This window comes from Candidatus Zixiibacteriota bacterium, assembly GCA_036397555.1.
In the GTDB taxonomy this organism is placed as follows: Bacteria; Zixibacteria; MSB-5A5; order WJJR01; family WJJR01; genus DATKYL01.
Window position 1 is genome coordinate 61,457 of record DASWIS010000008.1, and the last position, 19,895, is coordinate 81,351.

At 59.3% G+C, this 19,895-nt stretch carries 21 protein-coding genes; 4 read left to right on the top strand and 17 right to left on the bottom strand.

The genetic code is table 11. The features are described from left to right. Positions 1 to 73: 73 nt before the first annotated feature. From VGB22_01665 to VGB22_01710, 10 genes are all read right to left on the bottom strand, one after another. Positions 74 to 1,222, bottom strand: a complete 1,149-nt coding sequence (locus tag VGB22_01665) for an AAA family ATPase (GenBank protein ID HEX9749985.1) — start codon at positions 1,220 to 1,222, stop codon at positions 74 to 76. Between the two features lie 55 nt (positions 1,223 to 1,277). Continuing rightward, positions 1,278 to 2,426, bottom strand: a complete 1,149-nt coding sequence (locus tag VGB22_01670; protein ID HEX9749986.1) for a pilus assembly protein TadG-related protein — start codon at positions 2,424 to 2,426, stop codon at positions 1,278 to 1,280. Positions 2,427 to 2,471: 45 nt separating this feature from the next. Further along, positions 2,472 to 3,659, bottom strand: a complete 1,188-nt coding sequence (locus VGB22_01675) for a pilus assembly protein N-terminal domain-containing protein (GenBank protein ID HEX9749987.1) — start codon at positions 3,657 to 3,659, stop codon at positions 2,472 to 2,474. A gap of 9 nt (positions 3,660 to 3,668) precedes the next feature. Beyond that, positions 3,669 to 4,577 carry a Flp pilus assembly protein CpaB gene (gene cpaB / locus VGB22_01680; GenBank protein ID HEX9749988.1) on the bottom strand — a complete coding sequence of 303 codons (909 nt, stop codon included), beginning with the start codon at positions 4,575 to 4,577 and terminating at the stop codon, positions 3,669 to 3,671. A 20-nt stretch (positions 4,578 to 4,597) separates the two neighbouring features. Next, complete coding sequence (locus tag VGB22_01685; GenBank protein HEX9749989.1) at positions 4,598 to 5,008, bottom strand: TadE family protein; 411 nt, start codon at positions 5,006 to 5,008, stop codon at positions 4,598 to 4,600. Positions 5,009 to 5,062: 54 nt separating this feature from the next. Next, the gene (locus tag VGB22_01690; protein HEX9749990.1) at positions 5,063 to 5,623 is read right to left on the bottom strand and encodes a prepilin peptidase; all 561 of its coding nucleotides are present in this window, start codon (positions 5,621 to 5,623) and stop codon (positions 5,063 to 5,065) included. A gap of 66 nt (positions 5,624 to 5,689) precedes the next feature. Beyond that, positions 5,690 to 5,860: a Flp family type IVb pilin gene (locus VGB22_01695; GenBank protein ID HEX9749991.1), complete on the bottom strand. Its 171-nt coding sequence runs from the start codon at positions 5,858 to 5,860 to the stop codon at positions 5,690 to 5,692. Between the two features lie 86 nt (positions 5,861 to 5,946). After that, positions 5,947 to 6,117, bottom strand: a complete 171-nt coding sequence (locus VGB22_01700) for a Flp family type IVb pilin (protein ID HEX9749992.1) — start codon at positions 6,115 to 6,117, stop codon at positions 5,947 to 5,949. A 718-nt stretch (positions 6,118 to 6,835) separates the two neighbouring features. After that, on the bottom strand, positions 6,836 to 7,510 hold the full coding sequence (locus VGB22_01705; GenBank protein ID HEX9749993.1) for a hypothetical protein: 675 nt from the start codon (positions 7,508 to 7,510) through the stop codon (positions 6,836 to 6,838). 192 nt (positions 7,511 to 7,702) lie between these two features. Further along, positions 7,703 to 8,089 (bottom strand): DUF192 domain-containing protein, encoded by a 387-nt coding sequence (locus VGB22_01710; protein HEX9749994.1) that lies wholly within the window; start codon positions 8,087 to 8,089, stop codon positions 7,703 to 7,705. A gap of 351 nt (positions 8,090 to 8,440) precedes the next feature. Here VGB22_01710 and VGB22_01715 point away from each other — a divergent pair, with 351 nt between their 5' ends. From VGB22_01715 to VGB22_01725, 3 genes are all read left to right on the top strand, one after another. Beyond that, positions 8,441 to 9,172, top strand: a complete 732-nt coding sequence (locus tag VGB22_01715) for an ATP-binding cassette domain-containing protein (protein HEX9749995.1) — start codon at positions 8,441 to 8,443, stop codon at positions 9,170 to 9,172. Positions 9,173 to 9,175: 3 nt separating this feature from the next. Beyond that, positions 9,176 to 10,390 (top strand): ABC transporter permease, encoded by a 1,215-nt coding sequence (locus VGB22_01720; GenBank protein ID HEX9749996.1) that lies wholly within the window; start codon positions 9,176 to 9,178, stop codon positions 10,388 to 10,390. Between the two features lie 156 nt (positions 10,391 to 10,546). Further along, on the top strand, positions 10,547 to 12,217 hold the full coding sequence (locus VGB22_01725) for a tail fiber domain-containing protein (GenBank protein HEX9749997.1): 1,671 nt from the start codon (positions 10,547 to 10,549) through the stop codon (positions 12,215 to 12,217). 4 nt (positions 12,218 to 12,221) lie between these two features. On the opposite strand, the gene VGB22_01730 is transcribed toward VGB22_01725, so the two are convergent. Continuing rightward, complete coding sequence (locus tag VGB22_01730; protein HEX9749998.1) at positions 12,222 to 12,590, bottom strand: DUF1428 domain-containing protein; 369 nt, start codon at positions 12,588 to 12,590, stop codon at positions 12,222 to 12,224. 19 nt (positions 12,591 to 12,609) lie between these two features. Next, complete coding sequence (locus tag VGB22_01735) at positions 12,610 to 13,047, bottom strand: DoxX family protein (GenBank protein ID HEX9749999.1); 438 nt, start codon at positions 13,045 to 13,047, stop codon at positions 12,610 to 12,612. Between the two features lie 578 nt (positions 13,048 to 13,625). Between VGB22_01735 and VGB22_01740 the strand changes: the two genes are divergently transcribed. Continuing rightward, entirely contained in the window at positions 13,626 to 14,474 is an 849-nt protein-coding gene (locus tag VGB22_01740) for a methylated-DNA--[protein]-cysteine S-methyltransferase (protein HEX9750000.1), read from the top strand. Between the two features lie 59 nt (positions 14,475 to 14,533). Here VGB22_01740 and VGB22_01745 read toward each other — a convergent pair whose 3' ends face one another. The 5 genes from VGB22_01745 to menB form a co-directional block, all read right to left on the bottom strand. Next, positions 14,534 to 15,358, bottom strand: coding sequence for a YMGG-like glycine zipper-containing protein (locus VGB22_01745; GenBank protein HEX9750001.1), 825 nt, complete (start codon positions 15,356 to 15,358; stop codon positions 14,534 to 14,536). Between the two features lie 175 nt (positions 15,359 to 15,533). Then, positions 15,534 to 17,033, bottom strand: coding sequence for an o-succinylbenzoate--CoA ligase (gene menE / locus VGB22_01750; protein ID HEX9750002.1), 1,500 nt, complete (start codon positions 17,031 to 17,033; stop codon positions 15,534 to 15,536). Next, entirely contained in the window at positions 17,030 to 18,178 is a 1,149-nt protein-coding gene (menC, locus tag VGB22_01755) for an o-succinylbenzoate synthase (protein HEX9750003.1), read from the bottom strand. Before menC ends, menE begins: the two co-directional genes overlap by 4 nt. Then, on the bottom strand, positions 18,138 to 19,052 hold the full coding sequence (locus VGB22_01760; protein ID HEX9750004.1) for a 1,4-dihydroxy-2-naphthoate polyprenyltransferase: 915 nt from the start codon (positions 19,050 to 19,052) through the stop codon (positions 18,138 to 18,140). The genes menC and VGB22_01760 overlap by 41 nt, the downstream gene beginning before the upstream one ends. A gap of 19 nt (positions 19,053 to 19,071) precedes the next feature. Beyond that, positions 19,072 to 19,893 carry a 1,4-dihydroxy-2-naphthoyl-CoA synthase gene (gene menB, locus VGB22_01765; GenBank protein HEX9750005.1) on the bottom strand — a complete coding sequence of 274 codons (822 nt, stop codon included), beginning with the start codon at positions 19,891 to 19,893 and terminating at the stop codon, positions 19,072 to 19,074. Between the last annotated feature and the right edge of the window lie 2 nt (positions 19,894 to 19,895).

The window sequence follows — 19,895 nt, forward strand, 5'->3', positions numbered from 1 at the left end:
ACCGGCGCTGGCGGCCGCCGGAAACCGGAACGTGAACGAAAGACCAATCTCCACTCCTTCGTCGGCTCTGCTGCTAACTGGCCGGACTGGTACCGTTCGATGAAACAAACTGCTGTGCCAACTGGCCGATGCTCCTGGCGACACCCGACTTGAGTTTACCCATCGTCAGCGGCTCGCCGCTGTTGACGGCTTCAATCACTGTCCGGTAGTCGCTGGGAATGCGGTACGACACCGGATACCCGACTGTCTCGCAGAATTGATCTTCACGGATGAGATCTTTCCGCGACAGCCGATTGAGCACGACCTTAACTTTGTGCTGATCATACCCCAGTGAGCGAAACACCTGGAGCGCGTAACGCGTCGCGCGAATCGTCGACAATTCTGCCGTAGCCACCAGCAGGATCCGATCGGCCAATTGCAGGGCTTCGTAGGTGTGCGAATCGAATATGTGTGGGACATCGAGGACGACATACTGAAACGATTCGCGCAGATGCGACAGGATATGATGCAATTGCTTGGCGGAAATCACGTCCGCGCCGCTGCCAACATCCTTCTCGCCCAGGAAGTACAAGCCCGACGGATGGCGGAGCAGCGAGCTTTGGAGTCGGCCCGAGTCCAGGGCGCCGTGTTTGTCGATGACATCGGTCATCACAATCTCCGGCACCAGATCGAGTTGGCTGGCGACATCGCCCAGATCAAACGCCAGATCGGCGATGACGGTCTGTCGTCCGGCCTCGGCGAGCGCCACGGCAAGGTTGACGGCCAGTGTCGTGACACCGAGCCCACCCTTCTTGCTGAACACAGCGATGATCTGCCCCGCGCCTTGCACCTGCAAAGTCTCGGTTTCAAATTCGCGCATGATGCGGTCGAGTGCGATGCGCAGCTCGCCCGCCTCAAGCGGCTTGGAGAGGTATTCACTCACACCCGCGCGCATGGCCGACAAGATCACATCGGGCTTCTTCGATGCTGAAGTCGCGAAGATTCTCAGTCCCGGAAATTCCGCTTTCCACTTTTCGGCCCAGGTCAGCGCCTCGTCGGGCTTGGTCGCCAACTCGAGTAAGATGAGTTTGGGTCGTGTCTTTTGAATCAGTTCCTGCGCGGCGTTAAGGCTTTCGGCTTCTCCGACCAATTGAACGCCTGAGACGTTGCCCAGGTATTGGCGCACGGCCTTGCGGAATCCGCCGTCTGAATCGATGACGATAATCGGGATATTCTGCATCATGCGTATTGGACTAACGCCCTCTCCGGATGGTGTCGCCTGCGAGGGCGACAAATGATTACTCGATCAGTCTGGTTGTGTATAGGAATGTCGGGTCGGATTGATCGACGCAGACCTCGCCTCCCGGTTCGTTGAGGCGCATGAACCGGCCCGTGATCTGATCACCACCCGATGATCCCTCAACAAACAGCACGAATATCTTCGCGACTTCCATCCGCTTCCGGCCGTTTCCTGCGTCTGTCAGGCCAATTGCGGGGTTGAAGAATGCCGCCTTGACGATCCGTGGACTGATGGGGAATGCCGAATTGACGACCGTCCCGGTGGCGTCATCCCAGGTCGCATCGGGATCCGTTGCGATGATGCAATCGAGACCATCATCGTTCGGACCAGTTTTCTTTCCGGGCTCGACGAGCAATGTATCGCCGGGCTCGACTGTAAATGAGCTGTCGAGACATCCCTCGCACATCCAGTCACGGTAAGTGTCGCCGCCGCAATCGGGGTTGCCCTTATTGACTGGGGGGAGGCAGACAGAATAGTACCAGAACTCACCAAAATCGGTCTGACCCCCGTTGGCCAGTACGATTGTGATCTGTTCGCCGAGGTCGGCATCCGTGTACCCGGTCGTGAGCGGGTCATAGTACTCGTCGGGATTGGTAATGCTGTCCGGATCAAACGCATCATTCGCATTGGCGTCATACCAACGATCCGGTGGCGCCCAGGGTTCGATGCATTTGCCGCTACACACCCAGAAGAACTCGGCGGCAGCGCGTGCGGTCATCTCGCCGGCAACGTTGCCATCGTCGAAAATCCGGAGGAAGTAGTTCATGAACGGATCGCCGGTGGCTTCGGTCCGATGCGTGGTGACCTCGATCCTCCGCGCTTGCGGGAAGACCACGTCCGCATCGGTTATCACGACAGGATCCATGATGTTGCCGTTCCCCGAGTCCACGAGGGCGTTATTCGCACCGGCCGCGAGGATCGCCTCATTCTGTGCGAGAGTCGTGTCCCCCGTCATCCCGCCCACCAAAGCGCCGGCCAGGGCGGCGGCATCCGCGGCGTTCTGCAATTGCGTACGCACCAGGAGCATCTGGCTGGCGTCGATGGCGTAGACGGCAAAGACCAACAGGAATGCGATCAGGGCGCCGATCATGACGACAACGGCTCCCCGTTCGTCGCGATACATTCTGTTCAGCTCACGTCTAATCATCAATTCTCCTGGCCTGGAGCCGGATGTTACCCCCCGTTGCGCCGCTTATTCGGATTCGGGAACGGGTGGCCCGGTTGTATCGGTCTCCGTATCCGTGCCGCCCCACGGCAAAGGCGGGAGCTGTTCCTGGCCCGCCGAATAAAGCCGAGGCGAAACGAGTATCAGCAACTCGTTTTCGGCCGTGCTGCTCTCGTGACGCGTGAACAGCGCTCCCAGAATCGGCAGATGGCCAAGTATGGGGATTCGTTGCACATTTTTCACACGCTCGCTCAGCACCAATCCGCCGAGCAGCAGTCCCTGGCCGCTCAAAAGCTCCACCGTCGCATCGGCGCGACGGGTCAGAAGCGCGGGAATCGAGAACCCGGACAGGACGACGGCGTTGTTGTAATCGAGACTGCTGACTTCGGGCTTCACTTTCAGATTGATCAGCGTGGAATCGACGATGGTGGGAACGAAATTGAGCCGGACACCATACTCCTTCCACTCCAGCGCCAATTGTGTGACGCCGCCGGTGTTGGTCACTGAGACCGGGACCGGAATCTCGCCGCCCGCCAGAAAACTGGCTTCGCTTCCGCTCAGACAGAGCAGATTCGGAGACGCCAGCAGCTTGTAGTCGCCCCGTTGCTGCAGGGCGCGCACGGCTGCGGAGATCTGATTGTAATCGCCCACAAACCGGAAGAATCCGGAGACGCCCGTGTTGGGCAAGACCGGGACTTTGGGAACCTGCGTCTGTCCCCCATATGCCCCAACGGTCTTCTGGCCCTCGGTGACAAAGTCGTCATCGTCGTTGACCCAGGTAAAGTCGAAGCCCAGTTCCTTCAATGTGTTTCGATTCACTTCGCCGATCTGGACTTCCAGCATGATCTGCTGTCCGGAAAAATTCCGGTCGACAACGATGTTGTGCATGACGTATGGGGTCGTCTCACCGAAGACAATCAGCGTTGTGTTGCCCGCCTCTTTGCCGATGACGACCAGTTCATCGGCGGTGATGGCAACGACGTCGGCCACCGAGTCATTGGCGACTGAAACGGTCTTGATCTTCTCCCGGTGCCGCAGCACGCGCGAGTGTCCCTGTGTCACCCGGAAATCCTCCACGCGTCCCTGTGCCGGCGCGGAATCGGGGCAAAGGAGCATGGCGAAGACAAAGAGGATGGCGAACTTGTAGATGCCGGGGATCGGACGATACGGCACCATCCGACCATCTGGCGGCGCGGGCACTCGGTCGATTGTCATGATGATTCGCTATGCTCCGGGTGACTGTCTCAGTGAATCCGTCAATGTGTCGTTGACGGCCGGCTTGACGTCCATGGCCGGCTTCTCTTTTTTGGCGTGCGTGCCACGGAAAATCGTCATGGTGTCGGGTTTGGCGACCGTCTTGGGCGGGTCGGGCCTGGCTTGTGCTTTTCTGGGCGTCGGCGATGGGCGCGGCGGCTCCTCTTCCTTGGGGCCGCTCAGGAGACTTTGGGTCGTCAGTCCCTTTGTTTCTTCTGCCAGCTCCGTGTCGTTGGGGTTGCGCAATGACAACTGCAATTTCCCCGCGCTCTGCGCCAGTGCCAGCTTCTCAGCGCTGGGTACATCCACGAGAAGCGTCACCGATTGAGCGGTGATCGGCTCATTCCCCTTGCTCTCAGTCTGTGCCCCGGATGCCAGCACCTCGATATTCTGGAGAATCGTCTTGGCGAGGGACTCGCGGGAGGATACCTGCTGGTCGACGATGGCGATGACGTCGACCCGGTCCCCCGGAATCACAAAGCCGCTGACCCCCGAAACCTTGTCGACCTTGATCGAAACAGCCCGCATCGAGGGCTCGATCATCAGCGAGAGGCCGCCGCCGATCGACGATAACTTGGAAACGAGGACCGGCTCATCCTGAGCGAGGAAGACCTTCGTTGTTTGCCCCACAAGACTGTCGATGACCGAGACCGCACCTTTGGGCACGCTCTCACGCGGGAACATGGCGATCTTGAGCTTGGACGCGTCCAACGTCTGGCCGAACGACAGGTCGGCCGCAGAGACGACAACGGGGGTGAGCAGCGGCCCGGCCGCGGCGGTGCGCGCAGTCTTCTGCAAATACAAAACGACCATGGCGGTCGCCACGGCCGCACAAAGGAATGCCACAAATCCAATAACGATGATCGATCGCGAGCGCATTCGGCCCCCCTTGGCCGGAACTATCCTTCAAACCTCATCGCCGCCGCCCCCCGCAGGACGAATGTGCCCGAGAACGGCAATAGCGTTCCCGGAATAACCTGAAAATTGGACGTGACCACAACCAGCATCATGTTGTCGGAATCCGGGCCGCTCACGTCGATCGACGCCGGCGTGATGCCGGCCGCCGTCAGAACATCCGCAACGCGTGTCGCGGCCGATGTCGAGTCGGCTCCGACCGCCGCCGCTCGGGCTCCTTCACGGGCGGCCTGTGTCAGCATGTTGGTCTGCATGAGCATCCGACCCAGTTCCGTGATACCGAAAACCAAAATCAACAGCAGCGGCAGGATGAACGCAAACTCAATGACGGCCTGGCCGGCTTGACGCGAATGCGTCAACCGCTGGATTTTATCGTGAATTCTGAAGTCTGACATCCTCTATTTCTTTCTGTACAGGACGATTCTCCGTTTGCACGCGATCTGACGGACTTAAATGATACGGCCCAAAATCAGATATCCATAGAGCCCCAACGCGATGGCCACGCCATACGGGATCATGCCCGCTGTCTGAGCCAACTGCGTCTCCTTCAGTCCACCGCGAACGCCGCCCAACCGTTGCAAAACGAGCGATGTTGTCCAGTTGGCAATGTTGCCGAATGCCCGCTTCAGCGTTCCACGCGATAGCGCGGTGATGATGGCGATGACGCCGCCAATGATCGCCGTGTAGAGGAAGATCTGAACAATTGCCGTCAGGCCCATCAATGCACCGAGCGCCGACATCAGTTTGACGTCCCCGGCGCCCATGCCTCCCACATAATACGGGAGAATCATCAAGGCGAAACCGACGGCCAACCCGCCAGCGGACTGCAATAATCCAGTCCGGCCGCCCAGCACGAATCCCAGGATCAGTCCGATGGCGACTGCCGGGAGTGTCACTGCGTTCAATATGCGCCGACGCGCGATGTCGGTGATCAGGCAAACCGTTGCCACAACAATGGCACAACTGGTCGGGAGATGGGCTGCGAGTGAAGCGGATGTCAGGTCACTCAATTGTGATTCTCCTCCCGATCGATGACGCGCCCCAGATTTCAATCTGGGGCGCGTCCTGAACCACGTTTATGGAGCCGGGGCGGCTTCGATGTCCGCCTGAACACTGTCATACCAGGTCAGGATGATCGGAGAAACCGTCGTCACGGCCACGATGAGAAGGACCGACAAGAACGCCGCGAGCATACCCCACTCGATCACGTCCTGTCCCTCCTCGCCACGGATGAACTTCCTGAGCATTGCGCACTCCTTCGATTAGGTGGACAACCATCCCCCCAACAAATTCGTCTGATTCAGCCGCCCGGCAGATCGGGAGGCACTACCAGTTACGGCGCCGGCGCAGCTTCGATATCTGCTTGCACGGCATCATACCAAGTGAGGACGATCGGCGAGATCGTCGTCACGGCGACAACGAGCAGGACGGACAAGAATGCGGCCAGCATGCCCCATTCAATGACGTCCTGGCCTTCTTCGTTGCGAATGAACCGTTTCAACATTGCCCTGTTCCTTTCCATGTTGGAACCGCATGGTCCCTGGGGTTGAATCATTCAAACTTGATATTCTTCATGGGCAGATTCTGTTTATGTCGCTGCGGCGACAATCTCTCGTGCCGGTTCGGCGCCGGATCGCGGCGATACTCCATCCAAGTGTCAGCATTGTCGGCTTCGTGCGACGGTCCGACAACTGACAGGTCCATAACACGATGCCTGCCGAATTGGGTTGTACGAATCGTTACGAGAGCATCAGTGCTCCGGGTTTCCACACAGCTTGCATAAAAGATAACGACTTACGGCGTTTTGTCAATTCCCCCGGACAAAGTCTCCGTTCTTAGACGCAAGTTTGCTGCCAAGAAAATTCCCAGGAAAACACCACCAGTCGTATGTGACATTTTTATTATCACAATACCTTGTGGTATTAGTCGCATGCAACGGTGGACGGATGTGCAACTGTGTGCCGATCTGCATAGGGCGTGTTGAAAAACTTCCCCTCGGTGATTCGCCTCGATGGGGACGATCCTCCCTCCGGAGTCGTTCCGAGCCCTTCGGGCGAGGAATCTCCAACGAGTTGTCGGTATCATCGCGCGCACAGAGATGCCTCGCCCGAAGGGCTCGGCATGACATCCATGATGGTTTTTTCAACACTCCCCATAGTAGATGGCAATGAATCCGTTACCGGACCTGCGAGTCTGAGTCGGCACCGACAACGATCCACCAATCAGCTTTTGGCGGTGCTATCAGACTGTGCCGTATAAATTTGCTGGAGGTATTCCTCGTACTGCCGTAACCGCTTGCTCAGTTCCGCAACGCGGGTTTCCTGTTGGCGAGGATTCAGCGGCAAAGGGGCGGGCCATTCCGGTGACCGAAACGTCACAAGCCGGACCACATACTCTGCAAGCCCACGAGACCCGGTGGAGAGCCGCACTCCGCGGATGGCGAGATCGAGATCATCGATCGTCCAGCACATACCCTCACGCAGTTGGCTCGCGTAAACACCGATCTGGTTGTGCGCCGCCTTGACGACAATGGCATCGGAGGGATGCTCGGAGGATTTTGTGAAGCGGATCAACGCATCGCCGTACATCTCCCAATTTTCCAGCTCGACGTAGCGCTCGCCCTCCTGGTAACGCTCCCAGAACTCCGCAGCTCCTGCGGCGACTACGGCAGCGATGAGTGACACGATCAGAGCGCCGGCGATCACGCGGCCGACCGCCGTTTTTCGCTGCGATTCGGGACGTGGCGGCAACAACAGCAATATCAAGACACCGATCGGACCGGTCAGGCATCCGAGGAGGAACCATCCCGCCTGATTGCGGTTGCGGGACGCGGCAAACCACGCGCACGCAATGCCGCAAAGCAGCAGGAAAATGAGTACGAAAGGGAGTGCGCTCATGCCTCAATTATCCTCCGGGATCGAGTATCCATACTCAGCGGTTGGTCGCTGCAATCTCAATATTCCGACGCGCGTCCGGGCAGTCCACGATTTTTTGTTCGCGTTCGCACCGCCGAGGACTGAGTCGGAAGACGGGGTTCGCCGTCCGTTCCGATCGTTGAATGGCATCGGGACACCGGCAACGGGTCGCAGTCAGATGTCGCGGAATTCGATCAAATCGCCGACCACAGTCCCCGTCGCCTGCAATCGTCCCGCGGCCAGCTCCAGCGCCCCCTGGGCCCGGAGTGAGAGCTTCGAGAGTCGGTTCGGGCGGAGGTGATTCTGAATAACGAGAACTCGACCCTCACTGGAGAGAAAGGTCAAATCAATGGGGAACCGCATCCCGAAGGTGTGAATCCACTCGCTGGGTACGATGTACATTCCTTCATCGGGGCCCAGTTGCTCCCGCCCCAGCAGCCCGCGACGACGATCCTGGCTCCTCGTCGCCCAAAGCACGCGGCTCGCGAGTACTATCCCACCCTTGGAGGCGTTAATCGCCTGAACATAGGTTGATGGTGACTTGTAGCTGACGGTATGCATCCGGGACAAATGTCCCAACAGACGACCCTCGCGGGAAGTGATTTCATGATGTGAACGCAGTGGTCGTGAGGCACGCGTCGGGACAGGCAAAAACAACCAGCCAGGACAACGGGCGGCCGAAATCCTGCGCGCCTTGACTTAATCTGGTCGCCATTGTCAAACTTCTCCTTCAACCCCCCGGAGGTCTTGCACATTCACTCACCAGGTTCGGCTGTATGCATCGATGGCACCGCATCAAGATTGTGCAGTACTCTTCAAGCGTGATTCCCGATATTCACCGACGAGTCGTGCCCGTGCCGACGGAGTCTGCAAACCGCCCCGCGCAAACTCTCAGGCCGAAGGAGAGCGCCGGTGATACGCACCAATGGATTGACGAAAATATTTCAAGACAGGAAGCATGGAGAGTTGCGGGCAGTCGACGACGTCAGTTTCACATGCGACTCCGGAATCGTGTATGGTCTCTTGGGACCCAATGGCGCAGGCAAAACCACGACGCTGCGGATTCTGTCGACCGCACTGCGACCCACGTCAGGAACCGCTCTGGTCAACGGAGTCGATGTAACCCGGGATCCTCAGAAAGTGAGAATGCAAATCGGATTTCTCTCCGGGACGACAGGACTTTACGGGCGACTGTCTCCGCGTGAAATGGTCACCTACTTCGGGCGACTTTACGGAATGCCCATCGATCACATCGACCGAAGAATCGGCGAGATCTTCGAAATGCTGGATATGGAACAGTTTGCAGAGACGCGAAACGACAATCTGTCCACCGGAATGAAACAGAAAGCATCGATTGCGCGCTCCGTGGTGCACGACCCGCCGGTGATGATTTTCGACGAGCCCACCACCGGTTTGGACGTGATGAGCTCAAGGACAATCGTCAAGTTTATCCGACATTGTGCGGATCAGGGAAAGACAGTAATCTTCTCGACGCACATCATGAGCGAGGCGGTTCGACTTTGCGACCGAATCGGGATCATCCATCGGGGCAGACTCTATGCGGAAGGGACCTCCGACGAATTGCTGCAAAAGACCGGTTCGCGCAATCTCGAGGATGCATTCGTATCGATTGTCGGGGAATAGGCGATGACCCTCTCGCGGATCTCGATCATTTTTCAAAAGGAGCTCATTGACACACTCCGGGATCGGCGCACGTTGATCTTCATGTTGCTCGTGCCGATCGTTGCAATCCCGCTTCTGCTGATCGGACTGACGTCGCTGATGGTCAGTCAACTGAGTGGACTGGAGGCTGAGACGGCGGAAGTCGTCGTCGTGGGGAAGGAGTATCTCCCAGACGGACTGTTGAGCAAATTCGCGGAAAACACGGAACTCACGATTCGTGGTGTCGAGGTGTCTCGCTATGACGAGTTGTTAGATAGTCTCAGAGCGGGCGCGTTCGAGGCATTATTGAACATTCCGGAGGGGTTTGCCGGGAAGCTCGAACAAGAGCAATCCTCGTCGATCGCAATCCACGTCGATCAAGCGGAAGTCAAATCGGAAGTCGCCGTGGCGCGAATTCAGGATGCCCTGTCCCGGTACAAAGACGAGTTGGTCTCCGACCGGCTCTTACAACGTGGGATTCCAGGCGGAGTCTTGATTCCTTTCGAGGTGAATGTCACAAATGTCGCCACGCCGCGAAAGATGGCCGGCCGAGAATTCGGTGCATTCCTGCCGTACTTGATCATCATCATGTGTTTCATGGGCGCCATGTATCCCGCAATTGATCTGGCGGCGGGAGAGAAAGAACGCGGAACCCTCGAAACGCTGCTCGTATCCCCGGCAACACGGGAGGAAATCGTCCTCGGAAAGTATCTTGTCATCGTGTTGGCCGGACTCGTGACCGCCTTTTTGTCGATGGGTAGTTTGGGAATCTCTCTGGGGTACGTAATCGACGCGTCCGTGCCGGGCGCCGAGAACATCATGTCGGTTCGGATTGATCCCAGTGCGGCGATTGTCTCACTGCTGACCATGCTTCCGCTCGCGGGATTCTTCGCCGCAGTGCTGATCTCCGTCTCGGTCTTTGCACGATCGTTTAAGGAAGCGCAAAGCTATGTCACGGCCTTGAACATGGCCGTTATTCTACCTGCCTTTGTTTCGATGCTTCCGGGAGTCGATCCCAACTACCTGACGGCTCTGATCCCGGTCGTCAACGCCAGTCTCATATTGCGGGACGCCGTGTCTGGCACGACCGAATGGCCGTATGTCGGGCTCGCGCTCATTGCCAATTCTGTTCTCGCCTTCCTGACGCTGAGATTCGCGATGAGTTGGTTCCGCAGAGAATCGATCGTCTTTCGCATGTAGCGACCCGCGGTCCCCATGCAACTTCCATATGCTGCCTCGAACCTGATTCAACTCAACATATATTACCCTCACCACAGGTCCGGCTGTTGCCCGAACTCGTCCTCGCCGCAGCCGGGTACCGACAACAGTTCGGAGCGTTGCATTCGGAGGTCGTCTATGAGAGTGCGTGAATTTGTAGTGATCGGAGCGTATCTGTTGGGGCTGTCCACGCACGCATTGGCGGTGCCGTCCCAAATCAGCATTCAAGGTAGACTCACCGATGCGGGAGGAGTGCCGGTGTCACCGGGACCGACATCCATTGGTTTCCGCATCTATGATGCACAGTTTTTGGGGACACAGCTTTGGCCGCCGGGGATGGGGTTTGAGTCTCAGACGATCGACATCGGCACGGGCGGACTGTGGAGTGGTTCAATCGGCAAAGACATTCCACTCAATGATTCAGTCTTTGCCGACTCGGTGCGTTGGCTGGAGATCAGCGTGGGGATGACCATCCTGCCGCGCACTCGGTTGGTGACCGGGCCATATGCGTATCGCGTTGCGACCGTCGATGGCGCGACCGGCGGAACGATTACCGGCAAAGTCTCAATCGGGCCGGGGCATGTGAACACAGGGGCGGATTGCTTTGTGGCTGGCAATGCCAATCAGGTGATCAATGATTATGCGACAGTCGGCGGCGGTCATCTCAATAGTTCCACCGGGGGGGCGGCAACAGTCGCCGGTGGTCAGCAGAACTCGGCGACCGCTTTCGCATCAACAGTCGCGGGAGGCGCCGGGAATTACGCAACCGGCATTTACTCGACAGCCGGAGGGGGATTTTTCAACAACTCTGACGCAGACTGGGCGGTTGTCTCGGGTGGCAACATGAACAGGGCCAGCGGTCTTAGCGCTTCAGTCGGCGGCGGAGGTTATAACAAGGCGCGCGGCTCGCACTCCACCGTTGGTGGCGGCGGCGGCATTAATCCCGGTGACTCCAATTCGGCAATCGGCGATTACTCCACCATCGGCGGGGGATCGGAGAATCTCGCATCGGGATCGTCCAGCACTGTCGGCGGTGGTGTGTCCAACAGCGCCGGTTCCCATTACGCGACGGTGCCCGGAGGGTTTGAAAACGTGGCCTCCGGCAGCTTCTCATTGGCTGCCGGCTGTCGGGCACAAGCAATTCACAACTCGAGCTTTGTATGGTCGAGTGGCGACATCAACAGTTCTGTTTTCGGTTCGTCTGCGGACAATCAGTTTCTCGTCCGGGCCCCGGCAGGTGTCGGAATCGGGACGAACACGCCGACCACTGCAACGAGCGGACAAGTTTTGCACGTGCACAATCCTGACGGACCCTCCGCGCTTCGTCTCGGAGATGGATCTGCCGACGGCAATCAATGGGAAATGCAGTCAACGGTGATCGGGTCGGTCGGTACACTCAACATCAGTAACATCACGGCGCTTACTAACCCCCTACAGATCACGGGCGACGGCGATGTCAACGTGCTGGGCAACATTTGCGCTGTCAATTTTGCCTGTCCTTCGGATGGTCGGCTCAAGAAGGGCATCCACACGCTGGAAAATGCCCTGGAGTGTGTCGAGCGTCTTCGCGGTGTGCGATACAATTGGAACGACTCTACGAACGCAGGGCGCCGTCTATTCAATCAAGAGCAGATCGGTTTGGTCGCTCAGGAAGTTCAAAATGTCGTGCCGCAGGCCGTCCACGAGTTGAGCGACGGTTACCTCGCGGTTGACTACGCGCGCTTGGTCCCGTTGTTGATTGAGGGGATGAAGGAACAACAACGGCAAATCGAAGAGTTGAGAGCCGAGCTCCGCCAGTCACGGAAGTAGCGCGTCATTTGAACGCTTCGACGATGATCTTGAATCCCCCATAGGCCATGCGTTTGACGTCAAAGGGCATTGCCATGCCCTCCATCATCTTGGCGATGCGTGGGTCCTTCATCACCTTGGCATTAACCTTGTCGCGATGCGCACGGGATTTGTAGACAATCCAGGCGAACACCACGGTCTCGGAGGGTTTGCTCTTCGCTAGATTCGGGAATGAGGCCATCCCCTTGATCTTCAAGTCGTCGCCGACACACTCACGATATTCCAGCGCGCCATGCTCGCGCCAAATCTTGCTCGCTTTCTGCGCCATGCCCCGATACGTCGCGAGTTTGTTCTTGGGAATGGGAAGCACGTAACCATCGACATAGCCCGCCATTGTCATCCTCCCCGTTGGTTCAGTTCATCTTTTGATAGTTTGATTTCTTCATACGCACTGCGTCCAAACTCCACGGACCGGCGCCCGCGGCGGAGAAGTAGAGCCAGACGAAACAATACAGTGCCGCGGCAACGCCGCCGTTCATCGTGGGCCAGAATCCCTGCGGGAAATGAAACTGAAAATACGCTACCGCCATCATCCCCGAGAGAATGAACGCGACCGGTCGAGTGAACAGCCCGATCAAGATCAATCCGCCGCCGAATGTCTCCAGAATCCCGCCGAGTCCGGTTTGCGAAAACAACTCGGCGGTGCCGCCGTCGGGGGGGATGCCCATCGGCCAGGCAAACAGCTTCATCGTCCCCGACTGGATGAACATGAACGCCGCCACGATGCGCAGCAGACTCTGAAAGTGGCCGCCGCAATTCGCCCACTTGGACACGAGACCTGACTCGCTCATTTTGTGCTCCTTGTCTGTTGGGACAGATGTTGATCGAGGAGTCCCAGGGTCTGCTTGAGCCCCCCATCGGCTTGGTAAGTCTTGATCACAGTGTCTCTGTCCGCAGCGGTCGGGAAGAGCATCCGCACCGTGAGCCGGGTCCGCTCGCCGAGGTCTTCGAATGTAATCGCCGACTCAAAACTGACCGGTTCAGTGCCCTTCTCCGGGGCGTGCCTGTACACAATATGCTCTGGTTCGGCGACTTCGGTATAGATAATTCGGCTGCGAGAGTCGGTGCCGTCGGGACCATGCATCACAAATCGCCAGACGCCGCCAGATCGGATGTCGATCTCCTCTTTTGGGACAACGAGGGACCGATGCTGACAGCACGCCCGGCGATGTGCCTTGTCATCAAAGACGATGACCATCCCGAAGGGGAACCGGAGCCGCCCGACGTCTTCTTGTTTGAAATCCCCGGACACTTCGAATAGCAGACAGAGCGCAGATTGCCGCAAGAAGCGGGTCGTCGTGCAACATCTTCTCCCGTACTATCGATGCACGGCACTGCCTGAGGCAGGAGCCGTGTCTGAGGGGAGAACATGAGAACTCCGACATCCGATTACGCACGCGTCGCGTCTGCCATCGAACACCTGCGCACTCATCGCGGCAACGGGACATCGCTCGATGATGTGGCCCGTCACGTTGGTCTCAGTCCGTTTCACTTCCAACGGATGTTTCAACGATGGGCCGGGGTGAGTCCCAAGCAGTTCGCTCAATTCCTGACGTTGACGGAGGCACGGCGACGTCTGGCCGTGTCGCAGAGCGTGCTCGCCACGGCGTTCGATGTCGGGCTCTCCGCGCCGAGCCGTCTGCACGATCTGTTTCTGCGTTGGGAACGGATCACACCGGGATCGTATCGCGCCGGCGGCGCCGGACTGGCGATCTCATGGGCGGTTGCTCCAACCCCGTTGGGGTCGGCGTTGTTTGCCCGCGTGGCGCAGGGATTGTGTGGCTTGGCATTTCTCGATGAGGCCGGCAAAGCTGCGGCGCGTGTGGAACTATCGCGGCGCTGGCCGAACGCTTCGTTTCAACATGGTCCCGATGAGCTCAAAGCCGAAGTCGACGCGGTCAATCTCCGACTGGCCGGTGGGCACAGCATGCCCTTGTCGCTTGTGTTGCGCGGGACACCGTTTCAACTGCAGGTCTGGGAAGCCCTGCTGCGAATCCCGGAGGGCTTGGTTGTCTCGTATGCCGGTCTCGCCGATGTCGTCTGCACTCCGAAGGCGACGCGTGCGGTCGGTGCAGCCGTCGGGGCCAATCCGCTGGCAACGCTGATTCCGTGTCATCGTGTGTTACGTGCCAATGGCGACTTCGGCGAGTACCGCTGGGGGGGCACCCGGAAGGTCGCGCTGCTGGCCCGTGAATGGGCCAAAGCGAATGCGGCCTGAGTTGTTAATTCTCAGGCCGCGTTGCCGTGTGAGGTCTTTGGGTACTGCAGTCCGGGCTCTTAATTACTTGATGCCGTCTCGGATTTGACTTGCACCGAGTTCCCCTCGCCCAATTCAAACTGAAGATTCTGCCCCGGTTCCAGGACGAGTTGTTTGCCCTTGGTGGCGATGGCTACGACGCCCCCTGCCACGGCTCCCGCTGCGGCGCCTTTGAGGGCGCCCTTTCCCTTATTCTTGCTCGTCAGTGCCCCCAGCACCGCGCCGGCGGCCGCGCCGATCCCGACTTTGCCCTCGTCGCTGACCTTATCGCCTTCGCCTTCCAGGTAGAGCGGCTGTGCATTGAGGGTGTACTCACGCCCATCGGCATCGACATAGCGATCCACGACCAGTGTCATTTGCGCCTTGCCCGCGGTCCGGTGCGGTTCCTCCAATTGCGTGATGCGTCCCTCGACCGCCGAGCCTGCCGGAATCACCGTCGCGCCCTCGGCCAGGATTGGCTCGGTGGTTCTTCCCGCGAATCGGTCGCCGACGGCGTTGGAATCGGTGCGGAGTAATGTCTCAAGCGCCAGTGTCAGCGGCGTCCCCGTGGGCACACTCACGCTGCGGTAGACCGGTTCGGGAGGACGTTTCGGTTCGGCCACTGGCTGTTTCGTCCTGGGTTCGACCTTGGGTTCCGATTTCGCCTGAGGCTCGTTTCCCGCCACATCAATCGGCTCCTGCTGTGGCTTGTCATCGGGGAGCTGTTCTGTTGATTCCGAATCCGATTGCTCTTGCAATGCCGACGCGTTGGCCGGGGGGTCCTGGTCTTTAGTCCCGAGGAAAAACCCGATCCCAAGAGCTGCAACCAATACCACCGCCAGCATGATTCCTGTCCGACTGTTCATCGTGTGCCTCCCTCGCCGGGCGGGTAAGCAGCCCGCCCATCGTGTTTGTTCATTGTACACCGGTGCTGCGGAAGCGTCACGGAGTTTTGCACGAAGCTGTGGGCGGTTTCCGCCCTCGACCCAGCTCACTCGGGCACAATGACATGCGGCCGTTGCGTAGTTGTAAGGCAGCACGCTACCGGGAACCGATCATGCTGCGAAGCGCGAAGTAGTCGATCTTTCCGAGTCCCGTTCGCGGCAATCGGTCCACCCGTTCAATGCGCTTTGGAATCTTATAAGGTGCGAGGGTCTCTCTTAGCGCACGTCGGATCAGTACGTCACTGATCGCCGACCCGGAGTCGCACTCGATCAGCGCCACCAGCGCCTGTCCCCAGACCGCGTCATCCTCTCCGAGCGCTGCCGCGTCATTGATGCCGTCGATACCCCGCAGTGCCGACTCGACTTCCTCGGCATGAAGCTTTTCGCCGCCGCTGATGATGACGCGGTCGCGCCGTCCGCGGACATGCAATCGCCCGTACCGATCCAGAGATCCGGTATCGCACGTCTCAAACCAGCCATCGCGCGTGAACGGCACGACCTGCTCCGATCCGTCCCAGTATCCCATCGCGACCATTGGCCCTCGCACTTGAATAGTGCCCTCGCAATCGGGGTCCGACCGGCGGCCGTCCCCATCACGAATCTCAACGTCACACAGCGGAAGCGGGGGAGCCCCGTCGTCTATCGGTTGGCCGCCGAGTTTCGGGGGCCGCGTCGCCACTTGTGAAGCCGTCTCGGTCATCCCGTAGGTCGGACACAACGGCAACCCGCGCATCGATGCCTCCCGGAGGAGTGTGCTGTCCACGGGGCCGCCGCCGGCCAGGACGGCGCGCAGGTGTTGTGGAAACCGGGGTGCGGGGTACGCATTCAGGAGTTGCCTGAGCGTCGTCTGCACCAGCGACAGATGCGTGACATGGGCCTGCTCGATCGCACGCATCATCTCGGTAACATCAAAGCGTGAGTGAACGACGACCGTCGAGCCGTACAGGGAGGCCCGTATCAGAATCGCGAGCCCGCCGATGTGGTGAATCGGCAGATTCAGCAGCCAGCGGTCGTCATCCCGGATGCCCAAATTGAGTCCCGACGCCAGCGCGCTGAAGAGATGATTGGCAAAGCTGAGCGCGACACCCTTCGGCACACCGCCGGTCCCGGACGTCAGGACGATGGAATGGAGACGGTTGGCGTCGATGCAGCCGAAATCCTCTGTGCCCCTCATCGACGCTGGGGGCGGCTCTTCTTCGCTGAGCGCAGCCATGTCGATCTCGAATTGTGGAATTCCTGTCGGTGCCGAGATTGATTCCGGTGCCTCACGGTCGATCACAACGACGGCCGGATTGATCAATGAGACTGTCCGTTGCCATTCGCTGTCCGGCAGCGATGGAGAAATCGGCACGACAACCGCCCCTAGACGGGGAATCGCATGGATCATCACCGCAGCCGACACCGACGGCCGCATCCGCAGGATGACGCGGTCGCCGTTGCGGCATTCGTACGCCAGGAGACGTTGCGCGGCACCCTCGATCATGCGCTCGAGCTGCCCGTACGTGACCAGCCGCCCGCTCTCGATGAAAGCCAGGTGTTCGGGTCTTGTCCGCGCATGGCGGGTCGTGGGATAGGGAATGGTGCGCGGGATGTTCATTCCGAGCCACTCTCGAAGAATCCCTCGACGACTTCGACCCCGAGACCGGGTCGATTGCCGATCTTCAGACGCCCCTCCCGAATCAGCAACGGTCGATCGACCAATCGGGCCCCAATCGTTCCCGCCGTTGAGAGTCCGGCCGCTATGGTGGCCGGCCATCCCGCAGCCGATAGATGCATGGCCGCCGCGACGCCGATGTCGCTCTCCCACGTTGAGGTGACCACAACCTGCATGCCGGTCCCGGCGGCGCGATCGATGAGTCTCAGACTGCGCATCATTCCGCCGATGATCATCGGTTTGAGGACGATGACATCACACAACCGGTCCTCACAGAGTCTGATGGCATCATCGCACTCGGTAATCTCCTCATCGAGCGCCAGGCGTACACCATGGGCGCGGCACAGGCCAGCCGCGTCCCTTGCCGAACCCGGTGGCAGGGGCTGCTCGAGAAACTCCAGATCCAGCTTCGCCAATTGAGGCAGTGCATAGCGCAATTGTGCTGGCGTCCAGGCGGCGTTGACATCGACTCGCAATGCCGCGTCGGGCGCCGCGTCTCGTGCCGCCAGCACCCGCTCGATGGCCGCGTCGGCGTCGTGATCGACTTTGATCTTAAACGTGCGGAATCCCCGCTGCGACGAATCACGGATGTGTCGTTCGATTTTCCGGGAGTCGAGTCCATCGACCAAGCCATTGACATCGACATGTGGAGCGGGATCGTGCGCGAGGCAACACGCCATTGGAAGGCCCTGCTTCCTGGATGCCAAATCGATCCGCGCGACATCGAGGGCGAAGCGCACCGAAGGCAGATCATCCGACAGGTCACTCAGGCATGCTTCAGCCGAATCGTCGGTTTGCCGGTTTTCTGCGGAGGTTATGGCCCGAAGAGTTTCGGTACCGTGGAGCCCTGCTTGCCTCAGCGTTTTCACGACATCGGCGACCGACTCTTTCGAAAACGGAGCCAGCGGTGCTGCATCTCCATAGCCGACCGCGCCGTCATCGTCACGCAATGCAATCAGAACGCCGGCCCGCGTTCGATATACACCGTGGGCGGTTGTGATGGGACGCGGCAGATCAACCGTGTATTCGTTGAAGCGCAGCTCCACGTCACATTCCGATGTTGATGCCGATGCCGAACGCCAGCGCATACCACAGTGTCAACCGTGCGGTCGCGGCCAGCGCCGTATTGAATTGGGGCGGTGTCGGCGCACGATAGAGCATGGACACCGTGGGCCGTGCGGAGAGTATCGCGATCGACGACGCAAGAACCGTCCATGGCGCCTCATTCCCAACGACCAAAACAACCGGGACAATTGCTGCGGTCATCAGCAACAACAAATACTCCCACGCCGAACCATTGGGACCGAGCCGCACCGCCATCGTGCGCTTTCCGGCCCTCAGGTCGGTCTGGCGGTCTCGGGCGTTGTTGACCACCAGAATCGATGTGACCAACGCGCCCATCGCGACGCCTCCCATCCATGCAACAGACGTCGTCGACAGCGCTTGCACATAGTAGGAGCCGACGACTGCGACCGGCCCGAAAAATACAAATGTGAACAGGTCACCCCAGCCGTGATAACCGTACGGCTTCGGTCCGCCGGTATAGAAGATCGCCGCGGCAATCGATGTCAGCCCGATGGCGACTATCGGCCAGCCGCCGCGCATGACAAGGTAAACGCCCACAAGTATCGCCAGCGCGAATACGGTGACCATGGCAATCGTGATCTGTCCGCGCGTGACCCAGCCGGCCTGTGTCACCCGCAGCGGTCCGACACGCTCGTTGTCGTCGGCGCCGTGCAGGTGGTCGAAGAGATCATTGGCGAGGTTCGTGCCAATCTGGATGAGGATGGCGCCCAGCAACGCAGCCAATGCCGAGGGTCCATGGAATGCGTGATCGCGTAACGCGATCGACGATCCCACAATAACCGGTGACACCGCCGCCCACAACGTGCGTGGACGCGCCGCCGTGAGCCAGACCTGCACGGTCGAGGGTCTGTCCTGTGATGCGAGTGGGCCGCTCATGGACCGGCTGAATGAATCGTCACGGATAGCGGGGGAATTTCGAAAAGTCGGGCGGACGTTTCTGCATAAAGGCGTCGCGCCCCTCCTGCGCTTCCTGCGTCATGTAGAAAAGCAGCGTCGCGTTGCCGGCCAACTCCTGCAATCCGGCCTGACCATCGCAGTCGGCATTGAGTGCCGCCTTCAAGCATCGCAAAGCCAACGGGCTCTTGGCCAGAATCTCACGGCACCAGGACACAGTTTCCGCTTCGAGACGCTCGAGCGGCACGACCGCGTTGATCAGTCCCATGTCAAGTGCCTGGCGCGCGTCATACTGACGGCACAAGTACCAAATCTCCCGCGCCTTCTTCTGTCCGACGATGCGCGCCATGTACGATGCGCCGTAGCCACCGTCGAAGCTGCCGACCTTCGGGCCGGTCTGCCCAAAGCGCGCGTTGTCGGCGGCGATCGTCAGGTCACACACCAGATGCAGAACATGCCCGCCGCCGACGGCATATCCGGCGACCATGGCGATAACCGGCTTCGGCAAGGTGCGGATCAGTCGCTGCAAATCGAGAACATTCAGTCGCGGGATACCGCTGTCGTCGACATACCCGGCCTCTCCGCGCACTCCCTGATCGCCGCCCGAACAGAATGCCTCCGTCCCGGCGCCGGTCAGGATAATGACGCCCGTCTGAGAATCGTCGCGTGCCTCGCCGAATGCGGCGAGCATATCGACGACCGTCTGCGGACGAAACGCGTTGCGCACTTCGGGCCGATTGATCGTGATCTTCGCGATGCCGTCCGCTTTCTCGTAACGGATATCGCCGTATTCCCCGGCTTTTTGCCACTGTATCGCTGTCATGC

What these genes read in the sequence shown, in the direction of transcription:
- VGB22_01665 (HEX9749985.1), bottom strand. Translation starts at nt 1,222, where the DNA reads ATGATGCAGAATATCCCGATTATCGTCATCGATTCAGACGGCGGATTC.
- VGB22_01670 (HEX9749986.1), bottom strand. Translation starts at nt 2,426, where the DNA reads ATGATTAGACGTGAGCTGAACAGAATGTATCGCGACGAACGGGGAGCC.
- VGB22_01675 (HEX9749987.1), bottom strand. Translation starts at nt 3,659, where the DNA reads ATGACAATCGACCGAGTGCCCGCGCCGCCAGATGGTCGGATGGTGCCG.
- cpaB (HEX9749988.1), bottom strand. Translation starts at nt 4,577, where the DNA reads ATGCGCTCGCGATCGATCATCGTTATTGGATTTGTGGCATTCCTTTGT.
- VGB22_01685 (HEX9749989.1), bottom strand. Translation starts at nt 5,008, where the DNA reads ATGTCAGACTTCAGAATTCACGATAAAATCCAGCGGTTGACGCATTCG.
- VGB22_01695 (HEX9749991.1), bottom strand. Translation starts at nt 5,860, where the DNA reads ATGCTCAGGAAGTTCATCCGTGGCGAGGAGGGACAGGACGTGATCGAG.
- VGB22_01700 (HEX9749992.1), bottom strand. Translation starts at nt 6,117, where the DNA reads ATGTTGAAACGGTTCATTCGCAACGAAGAAGGCCAGGACGTCATTGAA.
- VGB22_01705 (HEX9749993.1), bottom strand. Translation starts at nt 7,510, where the DNA reads ATGAGCGCACTCCCTTTCGTACTCATTTTCCTGCTGCTTTGCGGCATT.
- VGB22_01710 (HEX9749994.1), bottom strand. Translation starts at nt 8,089, where the DNA reads ATGCATACCGTCAGCTACAAGTCACCATCAACCTATGTTCAGGCGATT.
- VGB22_01720 (HEX9749996.1), top strand. Translation starts at nt 9,176, where the DNA reads ATGACCCTCTCGCGGATCTCGATCATTTTTCAAAAGGAGCTCATTGAC.
- VGB22_01725 (HEX9749997.1), top strand. Translation starts at nt 10,547, where the DNA reads ATGAGAGTGCGTGAATTTGTAGTGATCGGAGCGTATCTGTTGGGGCTG.
- VGB22_01730 (HEX9749998.1), bottom strand. Translation starts at nt 12,590, where the DNA reads ATGGCGGGCTATGTCGATGGTTACGTGCTTCCCATTCCCAAGAACAAA.
- VGB22_01735 (HEX9749999.1), bottom strand. Translation starts at nt 13,047, where the DNA reads ATGAGCGAGTCAGGTCTCGTGTCCAAGTGGGCGAATTGCGGCGGCCAC.
- VGB22_01740 (HEX9750000.1), top strand. Translation starts at nt 13,626, where the DNA reads ATGAGAACTCCGACATCCGATTACGCACGCGTCGCGTCTGCCATCGAA.
- VGB22_01745 (HEX9750001.1), bottom strand. Translation starts at nt 15,358, where the DNA reads ATGAACAGTCGGACAGGAATCATGCTGGCGGTGGTATTGGTTGCAGCT.
- menE (HEX9750002.1), bottom strand. Translation starts at nt 17,033, where the DNA reads ATGAACATCCCGCGCACCATTCCCTATCCCACGACCCGCCATGCGCGG.
- menC (HEX9750003.1), bottom strand. Translation starts at nt 18,178, where the DNA reads ATGCGCTGGCGTTCGGCATCGGCATCAACATCGGAATGTGACGTGGAG.
- VGB22_01760 (HEX9750004.1), bottom strand. Translation starts at nt 19,052, where the DNA reads ATGAGCGGCCCACTCGCATCACAGGACAGACCCTCGACCGTGCAGGTC.
- menB (HEX9750005.1), bottom strand. Translation starts at nt 19,893, where the DNA reads ATGACAGCGATACAGTGGCAAAAAGCCGGGGAATACGGCGATATCCGT.